Source organism: Cytobacillus sp. Bac17, assembly GCF_024519925.1.
GTDB lineage: Bacteria > Bacillota > Bacilli > Bacillales > Cytobacillaceae > Cytobacillus > Cytobacillus pseudoceanisediminis.
This window is the reverse complement of the sequence record NZ_JALJRC010000001.1, coordinates 370441-384584: the sequence shown is the minus strand read 5'-3', so window position 1 is coordinate 384584 and position 14144 is coordinate 370441. Positions and strand designations below refer to the sequence as shown.

Sequence of the window (14144 nt, the reverse complement as noted above, 5' to 3'; positions counted from 1 at the left end):
ACGAGAAAAAATCTTCCTTATTTTCTCAATATTTGTTAAACTATTTAAGCTATTATGTTTCGAATTTCGGAGGATGGGGTATGAAGGTTTTTTTGGATTTGATGTGGTTTTTTAAGCAGGAGAAAAAGGCTTATGTAAACGGGATTATTCTGCTGTTATTTGTGGCAATGCTTCAGCTGGTTCCGCCAAAGGTGGTCGGCATTGTGGTCGACTCGATTAAAAATGGCGAGCTGACTGCAAAAGCCTTATTAATGTGGATAGGACTACTTGCTGTTACAGCCCTCATGATGTATGTGCTCCGCTATTATTGGCGCATCATGATTTTTGGATCAGCGGTTAAGCTGTCCAAACTCCTGCGCAACAGGCTTTATCAGCATTTTACGAATATGTCACAGTCCTTCTACCAGAAAAAGCGGGTGGGGGACTTGATGGCCCATGCAACAAATGATCTGCAGGCGATTCAGCAGACGGCAGGAGCGGGGGTCCTCACATTTGTCGATTCACTGGCGACAGGCGGGTTCGTTATCATCGCCATGGCGACAACAATCAGCTGGAAGCTTACACTTATCAGTCTGATTCCGATGCCGTTCATGGCACTTTTGACAAGCTGGTATGGAACACTTCTTCATAAACGGTTCCACAAAGCACAGGAGGCTTTTTCTTCACTAAATGACAAAACTCAGGAAAGTGTTTCAGGAATTAAAGTGATTAAGACATTCGGCCAGGAAAAAGAAGATATTGAAGATTTCGGCAGGCAGTCTGAAGATGTAGTGCAAAAAAACATTTCTGTTGCACGTGTTGATTCTTTGTTTGATCCGACGATCAGCATTATTGTAGGGATCTCTTTCTTCCTATCTATTGCATTTGGATCAAGATATGTGATTGCAGGAGAGCTGACAATCGGGCAGCTGGTTTCATTTACTACCTATCTAGGTCTCCTGATTTGGCCCATGCTCGCATTTGGCTGGCTGTTCAACATTGTCGAGAGAGGCCGCGCCTCCTATGATCGAGTCTCTGTGCTTCTAGCAGAAGAAATCGATATTAAGGATGATGAGACTGGCATCAATGAAGTTCCTAGCGGAGATATTGAGTACAGGATTGAGGAGTTCGCCTATCCGGGTGAACAGGAAGCGCTTCTTAAGGATATTCATTTTAGGTTGGAAAGAGGAGAGACTCTCGGCATAGCAGGTAAAACGGGTGCGGGCAAAACCACACTGCTGAAGCTATTGATCCGTGAGTTTGAAGGCTATAAAGGGGAAATTCTTTTTGCCGGACATCCTATTAACCGCTATAAAATCGAAAAGCTGAGGGAAGCAATTGGCTATGTCCCGCAGGAGCACTTCCTGTTCTCGGCCACCGTTGCTGAAAATATAGCTTTCACGAGACCGGATGCAGACCTTGAAGATATTTATACGGCGGCGAAACTGGCCAATATCCATGAAGATATTCTCGAATTCACAGATGGCTATAAAACCGTTGTGGGTGAAAGAGGGGTCTCTCTTTCCGGAGGACAGAAGCAGCGTATTTCTATTGCACGAGCCCTTCTGGTGAAACCGGAGGTATTGATTTTGGATGATTCCCTTTCTGCCGTTGATGCGAAAACGGAGGAAGCGATTCTCACTTCATTGCGTGGTGAGCGGGCAGGCAAGACAACGATCATAACCGCTCACAGGCTGAGCGCCATTCAGCATGCGAATCTGATATTGGTGCTGGATGAAGGGAAAATTGTTCAGCGGGGTTCACATGATGAACTGATGGCTGAAGAAGGCTGGTATAAGAATATGTATCTGCGCCAGCAGCTGGAAGAGCTTGTGGAGCATGGGGGATAAGACGATGGAAAAGACACCGATTATGAAGGGGAAAGAGCAGCGGATGGTCCTTTTTCGGCTGCTTTCCTATACAAAACCGCATAAGAAAACAATCATACTTGCCTTCAGTCTGCTTCTGTTAACGACGATTGGAGACATACTGGGGCCGATTCTTGTCAAAATTTTTATCGACGATTATTTAACACCAAGGAACCTGGTTTTCGAGCCGTTATTTGCTCTTGGTGCAGCATATCTGGGCATTCAGATCATGAATGTGCTGGTATCCTATTTTCAGCTGCTGAAATTTCAGGAAATTGCCCTTAAAATCATTCAGCAGCTGCGTGTGGATGTCTTTTCAAAAGTTCAGTCACTGGGCTTGAAATACTTTGATAAAACGCCTGCCGGAAGCATTGTATCCAGGGTTACCAATGATACAGAGGCGATTAAAGATATGTTTGTCAGTGTCCTGGTTACCTTTATTCAGGGTGCCTTCCTTTTGACAGGGATCTTTGTGGCGATGTTTATCCTGAATGTGAAGCTGGCTCTATTCTGCCTGGTGATTCTCCCGATTCTTTTTATGATCATTCGTACGTACCGTAAATACAGTTCTGTATTTTATAAGGACTTAAGGGAAAGACTGAGCCAGCTGAATGCAAAGCTGAGTGAATCACTGCAGGGAATGTCCATCATACAAGTTTTCAGGCAGGAAAAAAGGCTGCGGAAGGAATTTGGTGATATCAATAAGCAGCATTACCAAGCAGGTATGCGCAATATCAAAATGGATGGATTGCTGTTAAGGCCGGCCATTGACCTTGTGTATGTTCTGGCACTTATTATTGTATTGAGCTTCTTTGGTATTTCTTCTTTTAACAGTCCGATCGAAATCGGTGTGCTGTATGCCTTTGTCAGTTTTCTGGACCGCTTTTTTGAGCCTGTGAATCAGATCATGATGAGGCTTTCCATGTATCAGCAGGCAATCATTGCGGCTTCAAGAGCGTTTGCGCTGCTGGACGAAAAGGAGCTTGCTCCTGCACAGGAGGATAACCTGTCTGATGGAATTAAGGAGGGAGAGATTGAGTTCAGGAACCTCAGCTTCTCCTATGACGGCAAACGGGATGTGTTGAAAAATATTTCTTTTACAGCCAAGCCGGGTGAAACCGTTGCCCTGGTTGGACATACCGGAAGCGGCAAGAGCTCAATCATTAATTTAATGATGCGATTCTATGAATTTGAGCGCGGTGATATTTTCATTGACGGAAAAAGCATTAAGTCTTATCCAGCGGAAGAATTGCGCAAGAAGATGGGGCTCGTCCTACAGGATCCTTTCCTATTTTACGGGACGATTAAAGATAACATCAGACTTCATAATGAGAAAATGACAGATGTAGAGATTAAAGCTGCAGCTCAGTTTGTTCAGGCCCATGCATTCATAGAAAAGCTTGACGACGGATATGAGCATGCGGTAGTTGAGCGCGGCTCGACTTTTTCGAGCGGGCAAAGACAGCTTATTGCCTTTGCAAGAACGATTGCTGCCAATCCGAAAATTCTTGTGCTCGATGAAGCAACAGCCAATATTGATACAGAAACAGAGGAAGCGATTCAAACCGCACTGGAAAAAATGCGGAAGGGCCGGACGACGATTGCGATTGCTCATCGATTGTCTACGATACAGGATGCAGAATTGATTCTCGTTCTTCATCAGGGGGAAATAGTAGAAAGAGGAACGCATCAGGAATTGCTTGCAAAGCGGGGCTTGTATCATAAAATGTATCTGCTGCAGAATGGGTCTGCTGAAAAAGTGGAGGATGCAGTAGGGTAATAGAAAAGACGTGTGAATGGCCACACGTCTTTTCATCTCTTAAAAGGAGTAGGATTCTCCATCTTCAGGCACTAATAGTTGATCGGAAAAGCCGTTTTCTTTACTATAGCTTTTTAACTCTTCCTTTGATAGTGTCCAATGGTTGACTGCCTCCATATGGACAGAAATAATCCTGGCATCCGGGGCAGCTTTGGAAACTTCATAGATATCCTTCTTCCCCATAACAAGCGAGCCGCCTTCAAGAAACTGGTTATCTCCGCCATTTACAACAATGACTTCAGGGCTGTGTGTTTCAATAACTTCCTGAACAGCATCATACCAAACTGTATCTCCTGCTACATAAAGTGTTTTTTCACTGTGATGTTTGAAGACCACTCCACAAACGAGACCGGCCATTTTTAGAATTTCGCCCCTGCCATGTTCGCCCTTTGTTTTTATTAGTTGGATATCTTCAAAAACAGTATTCTCATGGAGGACTTCAATATTATTAAAACCAGCATTTTTCACTTCAGCAGCATCTACTTCATTTTGCACAAACATGTTAATGTCCTTTGGCAATGCCTGTTTGGCTGCATCATCAAAGTGGTCTAAATGCAGGTGGGTAACAATCACTGCATCCACATTATGAATAATTTCATCAATGGAGATTGGAAGCTCTGTTAAAGGATTGTTTTCATCTTGTCTTAATGAATTTGGAAAAGGCGGGTAAGTCCCTTTTTCGGCTAAAAAGGGATCAATTAAAAACTTTTTCCCTGCATAATTGACGACTAGTGTAGCGTTGCGGATTTGCTGTATATTCATATAAATGTACTCCTTTTCTTTGATTTACGTATAGTTTATACTAAGACCCATTGGTACTTACATAGATAAAATCAAGTCTTTTTGCCGTTTAACTTGAAAAGTGAAAGGAGTTGAAAAAATGCTGGATCACACGGATCAGCGTATTTTGGAGGAACTCTCCAAAAACAGCCGGATCACCATGAAGGAGCTGGGGGAGAATGTCCATTTAACTGGCCAGGCGGCCGCATCAAGAGTGGCAAAATTAGAAGATCAGGGCGTAATTGAGGGATACACAATCAAAGTGAACCAGGAGAAATTAGGGTATTCCATCCATGCTTTTATTACGGTTATTACTCAAAGTATGAATCATCAGCCGTACCTGACCTTCGTAAAAACACAGCAGGAAATCATCCATAATTTTAAAATCAGCGGGGATGGCTGTTATATACTTGAATGCAAATTTCCGTCCAATGAGCGGTTAAGTCAATTTTTAACAGATTTAAATAAGCATGCAAATTATAAATTATCGATTGTTATTAATAAATAACTGCTTAAAACCAGAGGGATGGAATGTAAAAACAGCCTGCATAGGTTGCATGGCTGTTTTCTAATGTGTCTGCACTTTTTTTATAAAGGTTCGGTTATATTCATTTAATAGGGCATCCAGTTCCTGGCTGTACCGGATTGCTGCGGCAGAGCTTAAGCCGCTTTTCATGGCCACTTGAATTAACTCTGTTCTTTTTTGTTCAATCAATGTAAGCAGTTCCTGTTTACACATGGCCAATAGTTCCTCTCTGATAATTTCTTATATGTAGGCTTTTCACTGCCAATTTGATTCCATGTCAAAAGCTGAAAGATAATAACAGAATTTGTTAAGTCCTATCCTAGTATATCGAATAATGGTAATTAATTCAAAAGAAACTTGTTTTAAACTTTATTAACATTTACATTAAAATTACATGTTTTAGGTTGAAATCTAATATGAATTAATATATTAGCAGGTGGTTTACTCAGAAATGTGTGAAATATTCGTGACACAAAATGTTCACATTCAATCCATTATCTTTTCTATATGGGATTTGTTAGAATGAAATGGGAATGAATGAGTATCAGGAGTTGTGACTATGACAGATTTGAATGTATTTATTGCATTAGGGGCAGGGTTCTTAAGCTTCATTTCTCCTTGCTGCCTTCCGTTATATCCAGCATTCTTATCGTATATTACAGGAATGTCTGTAGGGGAGATTAAAGAAGAGAATGCAATGCTGCAAAGACGGAGCATGCTGCACACGCTTTTCTTCCTGCTTGGATTTTCGGCTATTTTTATTGCAATTGGGTTTGGCACTACTTTTATTGGCCGTTTCTTTACTGAATATCAAGACCTTATCCGCCAGCTGGGAGCAATATTTATCTTCTTCTTTGGTCTGTTGGTAGTGGGAGTTATCAAGCCGGAATTTTTAATGAAAGAAAGACGGTTTGAGTTTAAAAACCGCCCTGCCGGATTGCTTGGTTCGGTATTAATTGGGATGGCATTTGCTGCCGGCTGGACCCCGTGTACAGGACCGATTCTGGGAGCTGTGATTTCACTCGCAGCATCTAATCCAAGCTCAGCAATGGTTTATATGATTGCCTATATCCTTGGCTTTGGAATTCCATTCTTTGTGCTTTCGTTCTTTGTGGGCAAGCTGCAATGGATCAGACGAAACAGCGCCAAGATCATGAAAATCGGCGGAGTATTAATGATGATTATGGGTGTTGTCTTATTCTTTGACTGGATGACAAAAATCATAGCGATTCTTTCACCGTTATTTGGCGGATTTACTGGTTTTTAAAAGCAGGAGCACATTCAAATTGGGAATGTGCTCCTTTTTTTGCTATAAGTAAAAAGGCTATGAGGTCTGGTCGAAATTTGTCATATTCTTTCAATTGCCATTTATCTGATACTTCGATATATTGTAATATGTGTTCTTTGAGCGTGGAAGAGTGTTTTCCACAAAAGGAAATAAATTTCTTCCCCAATATGTTTAATATTTGTTATTATGGGTATTTTTTACTATGATTATAGTATAATAGAGATATAGCTTCCAATGCACTACAAGGGGGAAACAGCGTGGCGAGAATATTAATAGTAGATGATGCAAAATTTATGAGGGTTACCCTTGGCAGCATTTTGAAAAAAGCAGACCACGAAATTGTGGGAGAAGGCGAAAACGGAAAAGAAGCCGTGTACCTATTCGAAAATCTGAAGCCTGATCTGGTGATGATGGATATCACAATGCCTGAAATGAGCGGACTTGAGGCTGTCAGGGAAATTAAGAGGGACAACCCTAATGCAAAAGTAATCATGTGTTCAGCCATGGGCCAGCAGAAGGTAGTGGTTGAATCCATTGAAGCCGGCGCGAAAGACTTTATCATAAAACCATTTGATGAAGGCCGTGTATTAGAAGCAGTGAATCGGGTATTAAGCTAGGAGCTGACTCAGGGTACCCTGGACATACGGATGTGTCCGGGTATCAGCTGGAGTGGCTTTTTTTAATGAACTTTTATCCTTCTGAGTACCTAAATCAAGCCTATTAAGATATAATATGGGTAGTAATCAAATGAAATAGAGGATGAAATCGAATGGACTTTGTATTAATTTCATCAATCGGTGCCGTTTTTATGGCGATCTTCGTGATGTTCATCCGCATGAAGGCTGCAAAAAAGCCGGCTTCCGCCAAGAAAATCATCTTGCCGCCGATTTTTATGAGCACAGGTGCTCTTATGTTTGTCGTTCCTTATTTTCGCGTAACTCCAATGGAGATCTTAGAAGCAGCCACAGTTGGAATGCTGTTTTCCATCCTTTTAATTAAGACTTCTTCCTTTGAAATCAGAGACAGCGACATTTACCTGAAGCGTTCCAAAGCTTTCGCTTTTATATTGATAGGATTGCTTGTTATCCGGATTATTGGAAAAATGGTCCTTAGCTCAACGATTGATTATGGTCAGCTGAGCGGCATGTTTTGGATTCTCGCGTTTTCAATGATCTTACCGTGGAGGATAGCGATGTATATGAATTTTCGGAAGCTTCATCAGGAGCTGCATGGATCGGGGAATCCGAAAACAACTTGATAGAATGAAAGCCGCCGGGCATTTCGCTCGGCGGCTTTTTGCGTTTGCGATTAATGGACTCCATTCTTAGGGTCCCAAAGTCCATACATTTTCCGTATTTCGACGATCTGTCCGATATGATAGGCGTTGTGGATGGTTAGGTTGGAAATGACAGACGACCAGGGTTCAAATGGTTCTTTATAAGCGGATAAGAGAAGCTTTTCTTCACTGCATTCTTCCAGGGCTTTGATCCACTCAGACAATACGTTTTGAAGAGCTTTTATGGCAGACTGCCAATCCTCTTCCGTAAAGGATTCATTGGTGCTGAATGTTTCGTCATTGGCGATATGGATTTGGGAGAGCGGCAATTCTTTGAATCTTGTTAGATACCGGTCATTCCAGAAGGTAAGGTGGGTGATGATCTGCCAGACCGAATTGGCGGTTCCAGACTTGAATGATGCTTCTTTTGCTGATAGTCCTTCTATGGCAGCGGATAAAGGGACAAACCAATTGGGCTGGTCTAGGCAGGCGGATAGTTGTTTTAATAAGACTTCTTTTGTGGTCATTGGATTTCTCCTTTTTGGAAAGAGTACTCTTCATTTCTATTCATTAGATATTCAGACTATCCTATTTAATTTCAAGAATTGAATTAAGCATGTGTGGCTTTTAAAAGCCCGTATAATAAAAAACCATTCCGATGATACGAAATGGCCTAAAATAAGTGCTCGTATGGAGTCATATTTATCTGTTTTTCCGTCAATTTCTTGCGGAGAAATTTGTGATCTCTTTTTGGAGTGGCTAAAATATAGCCGCGAATCAGGAGGTCCTGATCGATTTGTGCTGCCTTTTCCTTTAGGGCAAGTTCGCCGATTTTGCCGGCTATTTTCATTCTTGCTACATCTCTGAATAGCTCCGGCACTGGACTTACTAGATCCTCAAGCAGATCTTTTTCCTTCTGCTGCCATAGATGGCGTGTTTCATTGACGTAATGCTCTTCCCAATCCAAATCCGATTTGCCATCTTCTTTCGGCATGCGCTTTAAGAATTTACGGAACATAAAAAAGCCGCCGATCGCGAAGAAAGAAATCAAAACAACAACCCAAAACAATATAAAATACATAAACCAGCCTTCTAGCATTTCCTTCACCTACACACATATTTTCCTGTCTTTATTATAAGCCTTGTGCCGCGATACGACAAGAAAGGAAGCATTAGTCTTGAAAACAGCACCATTTGCCCTTATAATAGGAAGAGTCTTTACGGGGCTGATTGGGGTGCTGGTGCCCTCCACGGTCTTCAAAACCGCTTGTGACCACCGTGTGTGGTCAGCTGGGTTCGATTCCCAGGCGGTCCCGCCAAATATACATATAATTGCCGCATAGTGGGATGCTGTGCGGTTTTTTGTGCCTATCTATATGTGATAAAACATATTAAATAATTGTTTGCGTAATCTATGCATTGTGAGGATGCGTTGATGATAGACTTAAGATAGTTAAAAGGGCCTGTTGCTATAAAGACCAGTGGCCACTTTAAAATAGGAGGAATTAAGTTGATGGATAATAATGATATATTAATTCGGTTGAGATATGCGTTAGAAATCAAAAATAGTGAAATGGCAGAGATCTTTAAACTTGGGGGATTAGAGGTGTCCGTACCAGAGGTGGTAAAGATCCTTATAAAGTCAAATGATGAAGTAGAGAATGACAGCCAACTAAAATTGACAAATAGTATGTTAAATTCATTTTTGAATGGCTTCATTATCTATAAAAGAGGTAAACAAGAGCCAAAACCAGGTCAAACTAATACGCCAGAACCGTCCATAGAAAATAATACAAACATAAACAATATCCTTTTAAAGAAGATCAAAATCGCCTTGGCATTAACAACAGAGGACATGATAGATGTATTCAAAAAAGCTGGATTAAACGTATCAAAAGGAGAACTCGGAGCTTTTTTAAGAAAAGAAGGACACAAAAATTATAAAGTATGCTTAGATAATTTTGCCAGAAACTTCTTAAAAGGTCTAGCGATCAAGTATAGGGGTTAAGGAAGAAAAGAATTCGAGTGATAACTTATAAATAGCATAGAAAGCAAAGCTGTCTTAGATCTTTGAAAAGTTAATAGTACATGAAATAAATTTAATCTATAAGGAAATATAAATGGACTCCTGGTAAATATTAAAAACGAGCCTGAGAAATGATTAGGACTCGTTTTTGATATTTAGCGCCTGACCTTTGCATGCGTTAATCCTTTTATTGACACCGGGAAAGACGCTGATCATCTAAAAAACCCTTTTTCTCTGCTTATTCATCATATTCTTTATATAAATCAACAACACCCTCAGCCATCCCCCTAACACTTTTCCTAAGCGAAACAGGCCTTACAATTTTAATCTGATCCCCAAACCCAAGTATATACTCCCTTGCCTCCTGTTCAGTATCAAAGCAAAGACTTGCTGAAATCCAACCATCATCCTTAGGACTATCCTTGTGCATCACCTGTACAAATCGCCCAGTAAAATTAATCCGCTGAATAATAGACGGAGACATCTCCACTTCTACCTCAAACCGAGGCAGACTGCTAATGAATTTCTGCTTCGATTCCTGCCAATAGCCTGAGAGATCAAAGTCATTCGGTCTGCTGAAGTTCTCATTAATCAATTCGGCATCCAATATTCTTGAAACACGATAGCTTTTTATCTTTTCTTCTGAAGCAGCGATTAGATACCAGGTGTTCCCTTTAGCGACCAGTCCTAATGGCTCAACAATTCTGTCGCTCGTTTGTTTATCTGCCTTCTCGTATTGAATTTGAAGTTTTTTTTCTTCCCATACCGCCTGCTGGACTATTCCAAATGACTTCATTTCCCGTGGTGTTTGTCTCCACGTGCTGGTGTCTATATGAATCCGATTGGAAATGTCTTTAACATCCTCTTTCAGGGGAGCAGGAATGGCCGCGAGGAGTTTCTGGCGTGCTTCTTTCCATTCCTCACTGATTCCAAGGTCCGCAAGATGCTCGAAAGAAGGGGATAGAAGCAGTGTTTTGATTTCATCAGCTTTTAAACCTGTAAGATTTGTTCTGTATTTCTCAAGCAGTTTCCATCCGCCAAATTTTCCGCGTTCAGCAAGGACAGGAATGCCTGCAGCACTTAATGCTTCCATATCCCGGTGTATGGTCCGCTCTGTTACCTCCAATTCTTTTGCCAATTCCCTTGTGGTCATTCTTTCGTTATTTTGAAGCAATAATAATATAGAAATGAGTCTGTCTGCCCGCATTCTGTTCACTCCTGGACAATATAAATGTTAAATATGACATTAGATGTCAACATTAATGATTATAGTATAGATATAACACAAAAGGGGGCAGATAGGAATGACATCATTAAGAGGCAAGGTAGCATTGGTAGCCGGAGGAACAAGAGGAGCTGGCCGCGGCATTGCCATGGAACTGGGAGCTGCAGGTGCGACCGTGTATGTTACAGGCCGTACGACACGAAATCAGATGTCGGAATATGGCCGTAAGGAAACCATTGAAGAAACAGCTGAATTAGTCAGCGAACTGGGCGGTAATGGTATTGCTGTCCAAGTGGATCATCTGGTACCTGATCAGGTGCAGTCATTGATTGATAGAATAGAGAAAGAAGAGGGAGGGCTGGATATCCTCGTCAATGATATATGGGGAAGCGAAAATTTGATGGAATGGGATATTCCTGTCTGGGAGCATTCTCTGGAGAAGGGGATGAGAATGCTTCGTCTGGCGATTGATACGCATATAATCACAAGTCATTATGCCCTTCCGCTCCTGATTAAAAATAAAGGCGGACTAGTTGCCGAAATCACAGACGGAACAGAGGAGTACAATCAAGATCGTTACCGTCTGTCTCTATTCTATGATTTAGCCAAAAGCTCGGTTATCCGGATGGCCAAAGCGTTGGCACATGAACTTGCTCCTTATGATTGCACAGCGGTTGCTGTTTCACCCGGCTGGATGCGTTCTGAAATCATGCTGGAGGTGTTTGGGGTAACAGAGGAGAACTGGAAAGATGCAGCCGTTAAGGAGCCTCATTTTGTGATCTCTGAAACACCAAGGTATATAGGAAGAGCGATTAGTGCCATTGCAAAAGATCCAGATAAAAAACGGTTAAACGGCGGCTCCTATTCCAGTGGCCAGCTGGCTAAAATGTACAACTTTCATGATCTGGACGGTTCGCAGCCGGATGCCTTCAGATATCTGGTGGAGGTCCAGGAGGCGGGGAAACCGGCCAATGCTGAGGGATATAGATAGCTTTTCATTGGAAAACTCCTTTGCAGAACTTCTGCAAAAGGAGTTTTTAATATGTCTAAGGGAACACGATTTTCTTATCCAAATTTTGGTGAATAATATCACTTTAATCGTTATAATAAAGCCAGGTATATAAATAATTAGGCATACATAGAGGGGAGAATGGTCTTGATCATCCCAGTAAAAAATAATCCCATTTTACCAGTGAAGATTAGAGTAAAAGACATAGAATCCATCGTTAACTGGTTCGAACAGCATCAGCGATCCTTATATGCAATTGGCTGGTCCTATCTTGGGAATCAACGCAAGATAGAGGAGCTTTTTTATCGGGCCATTTTACAGGTGCATAAGGAGCTGCCTAGGTTTAAAAGCAGCACATCTTTCGAAATATGGGTTTTATCTATTTTTATCCATATTTGCAGGGAACTTTCTCTTAATAAAAGTTTACAAGCTTCGGAGGAAAGTGATTCCCATCAAAAGATATTTCATGAACTTCATAAGTTAATAGAGAAGGAAAGAGAAGTTCTAGGTTTAACATACATAAGAGGACTTTCAAAGGGCGAAACAGCACAGCTTCTCCAGGTTTCTTCCGAACAGGTTAAGGAGCTTTTATTTTCAGGACTTCAGTCACTCAGAAACGGAATGGGATATGGAGAGCACTATCACGGCTGTAATGAGTATCGAAAGCTTTACGTTGATTATCTGGAGAGAAACCTGGAACGGCCCGCAAAAATTGATTTTGAAATGCATATCTATCATTGCCAGGACTGCCAGGAGGATTTAGCAGCCTTACAGGAAGTTATGGTAGGCTTTACTGAAGCGATTGAGAAATTCCGTGTACCTGATGGTTTTATTGGAAATATCAAAGAACGAGTTGCACAAAGGGAAAGGCTTATTCAGCAAAAGAACAATAAACGTAAAAGAAATGGCATAATTGCCGCAAGTATATTCGTTCTAGCCATTTTTGCAGGGATTTTTTCAGGTGTCTTTTCAAAGCTTTATTACACCTGGACAGAAGAAAATCAGGAGCTACGTGCCTTTCTGCAGGAGGATGTGGGTGAAAGGCTGAACCTGGAAGCAGAAAGTGGTGGGGTGAAAATAAAGATTAAGAGTGCGATTGCCGATGATACTCAGACCCTTATTTTTTATGAGATAGAAGATTCAAAAGAAAACAATCAATATATGATTAACATTGATGATGGCGTTTTTATAGAGAACGAACGGGAGATCATGGTGGCAAACACCTTTCCAAGGTACTTCCCTCCTGATACTGAGATGGAGCTTAATAATAAGGAAAAGAACATATATCATGGGAAGATAAGCCTTAGGCCGCTGAAAGAGGATACAGGTAAAGTTAAACTCAAAATAAATAAGGTTATGAAATTAAAACGTAACCCCTCTGATTCCTACGTGAATATGGTGCCGGAAGAAGGGGAATGGAATTTTGAAATTCCTGTCACCAAAAAGCCATCCACCGAATATGCGTTAAATGAAAAAATCGAACTTGAGGGAGTTCCGGTTCGGCTGGATAAACTGATCCTTGCTCCAACAGCGACAATTCTGCAATATAGCATAAATAATGAACAGCCAGCGAAGCGAATTGAAATTATTAATTTTAATGATCTTGAAGTTAACAATAAATTTTTGAAAGCTGATCTATATGGAAATTCTTATGTGCATAATCAGCCAGACATAAATTGGAGCATTTTCCAGGCGAATTTTGAACCTCTTTTTGAAAAAGAAACAAATGAGGTTAAGGTTCAGTTTGGCAGTGTGTATTTATCAATTGAAGATCATAAAACAATTAAACTTGATGCTTCCAAGGAATACCCTCAAACCTTTAAATATGCAGGCAGCACCATCACCATTAATAAGGTGGAAATAGGTCAGCCGTCCACAGTTATCTTCAGTAATCATGAAATTAAGAACCGAGCGTATGAATCGCTTCATTACTTTATTGAGACTGAGCAAGGGGAAAATTCAATGGAGGGAGACTATGAAGGAGTCATTGTTGATAAAAATGGGAAAGAATATGATATGAATAAAATCACAACAAAAATTTACGAAGAAATGGAACAGCCCCGCCACTTCTTTACTGTTCAAAGCGTGAAATTACCTGGTAATAAAGTAATTCCTAAAAGCTTAGATATTACAGGATATAATACTACTAAATATTTGGATGATGTAGTAGAGGTTGAGACAGAGCTTATTGTAAAAGATAAAGCAGGAACCCAATAAGGGTTGCCTGCTTTTTTACTTCACCAAAATGGAAACTATTGCAAAATACGTGTGTATAGTGTATATATAGTATATACACAATATATTAGGGTGTGAAATAATAACTTTGATCCAAATGTAACAATAATAAT

At 40.9% G+C, this 14144-nt stretch carries 14 protein-coding genes and 1 tRNA gene; 10 read left to right on the top strand and 5 right to left on the bottom strand.

What is annotated here, in order from left to right; all coding sequences use genetic code 11:
* Window positions 1-80 precede the first annotated feature (80 nt).
* Together NR125_RS01925 and NR125_RS01920 are read left to right on the top strand one after the other, a co-directional pair.
* A complete protein-coding gene (locus tag NR125_RS01925) occupies window positions 81-1829 on the top strand; it encodes an ABC transporter transmembrane domain-containing protein (protein WP_071156559.1) in 1749 nt (582 codons plus the stop codon).
* 4 nt (window positions 1830-1833) lie between these two features.
* Window positions 1834-3627: an ABC transporter ATP-binding protein gene (locus NR125_RS01920; protein ID WP_071156557.1), complete on the top strand. Its 1794-nt coding sequence runs from the start codon at window positions 1834-1836 to the stop codon at window positions 3625-3627.
* Between the two features lie 39 nt (window positions 3628-3666).
* Here the strand turns inward: NR125_RS01920 and NR125_RS01915 are convergent, their stop codons facing one another.
* On the bottom strand, window positions 3667-4428 hold the full coding sequence (locus tag NR125_RS01915) for an MBL fold metallo-hydrolase (RefSeq protein WP_071156555.1): 762 nt from the start codon (window positions 4426-4428) through the stop codon (window positions 3667-3669).
* A gap of 118 nt (window positions 4429-4546) precedes the next feature.
* On the opposite strand from NR125_RS01915, the gene NR125_RS01910 reads away from it, so the two are divergent.
* Window positions 4547-4954, top strand: a complete 408-nt coding sequence (locus NR125_RS01910; RefSeq protein ID WP_071156553.1) for an Lrp/AsnC family transcriptional regulator — start codon at window positions 4547-4549, stop codon at window positions 4952-4954.
* 60 nt (window positions 4955-5014) lie between these two features.
* Here the strand turns inward: NR125_RS01910 and NR125_RS01905 are convergent, their stop codons facing one another.
* Window positions 5015-5185 carry an aspartyl-phosphate phosphatase Spo0E family protein gene (locus NR125_RS01905; protein ID WP_009330553.1) on the bottom strand — a complete coding sequence of 57 codons (171 nt, stop codon included), beginning with the start codon at window positions 5183-5185 and terminating at the stop codon, window positions 5015-5017.
* Window positions 5186-5531: 346 nt separating this feature from the next.
* On the opposite strand from NR125_RS01905, the gene NR125_RS01900 reads away from it, so the two are divergent.
* The 3 genes from NR125_RS01900 to NR125_RS01890 all read left to right on the top strand — a co-directional run bounded on the left by NR125_RS01900 (window position 5532) and on the right by NR125_RS01890 (window position 7518).
* Window positions 5532-6239 carry a cytochrome c biogenesis CcdA family protein gene (locus tag NR125_RS01900; RefSeq protein ID WP_071156551.1) on the top strand — a complete coding sequence of 236 codons (708 nt, stop codon included), beginning with the start codon at window positions 5532-5534 and terminating at the stop codon, window positions 6237-6239.
* A 278-nt stretch (window positions 6240-6517) separates the two neighbouring features.
* On the top strand, window positions 6518-6877 hold the full coding sequence (locus NR125_RS01895) for a response regulator (protein ID WP_009330551.1): 360 nt from the start codon (window positions 6518-6520) through the stop codon (window positions 6875-6877).
* 152 nt (window positions 6878-7029) lie between these two features.
* The gene (locus NR125_RS01890) at window positions 7030-7518 is read left to right on the top strand and encodes a CcdC family protein (RefSeq protein WP_009330550.1); all 489 of its coding nucleotides are present in this window, start codon (window positions 7030-7032) and stop codon (window positions 7516-7518) included.
* Window positions 7519-7568: 50 nt separating this feature from the next.
* Here the strand turns inward: NR125_RS01890 and NR125_RS01885 are convergent, their stop codons facing one another.
* Together NR125_RS01885 and NR125_RS01880 are read right to left on the bottom strand one after the other, a co-directional pair.
* Window positions 7569-8063 (bottom strand): DinB family protein, encoded by a 495-nt coding sequence (locus NR125_RS01885; protein ID WP_071156549.1) that lies wholly within the window; start codon window positions 8061-8063, stop codon window positions 7569-7571.
* 146 nt (window positions 8064-8209) lie between these two features.
* Complete coding sequence (locus NR125_RS01880) at window positions 8210-8635, bottom strand: DUF2621 domain-containing protein (protein WP_019381898.1); 426 nt, start codon at window positions 8633-8635, stop codon at window positions 8210-8212.
* 123 nt (window positions 8636-8758) lie between these two features.
* Here NR125_RS01880 and NR125_RS01875 point away from each other — a divergent pair.
* A tRNA-Sec gene (locus tag NR125_RS01875) sits at window positions 8759-8855 on the top strand.
* Between the two features lie 194 nt (window positions 8856-9049).
* A complete protein-coding gene (locus tag NR125_RS01870; RefSeq protein ID WP_071156547.1) occupies window positions 9050-9544 on the top strand; it encodes a YehS family protein in 495 nt (164 codons plus the stop codon).
* Window positions 9545-9800: 256 nt separating this feature from the next.
* Here the strand turns inward: NR125_RS01870 and NR125_RS01865 are convergent, their stop codons facing one another.
* Window positions 9801-10769, bottom strand: a complete 969-nt coding sequence (locus tag NR125_RS01865) for a helix-turn-helix transcriptional regulator (RefSeq protein WP_071156545.1) — start codon at window positions 10767-10769, stop codon at window positions 9801-9803.
* Between the two features lie 97 nt (window positions 10770-10866).
* Here NR125_RS01865 and NR125_RS01860 point away from each other — a divergent pair, with 97 nt between their 5' ends.
* Complete coding sequence (locus NR125_RS01860; RefSeq protein ID WP_071156543.1) at window positions 10867-11778, top strand: SDR family oxidoreductase; 912 nt, start codon at window positions 10867-10869, stop codon at window positions 11776-11778.
* Between the two features lie 159 nt (window positions 11779-11937).
* The gene (locus tag NR125_RS01855; protein WP_251155985.1) at window positions 11938-14013 is read left to right on the top strand and encodes a DUF4179 domain-containing protein; all 2076 of its coding nucleotides are present in this window, start codon (window positions 11938-11940) and stop codon (window positions 14011-14013) included.
* The last annotated feature ends 131 nt before the right edge of the window (window positions 14014-14144 follow it).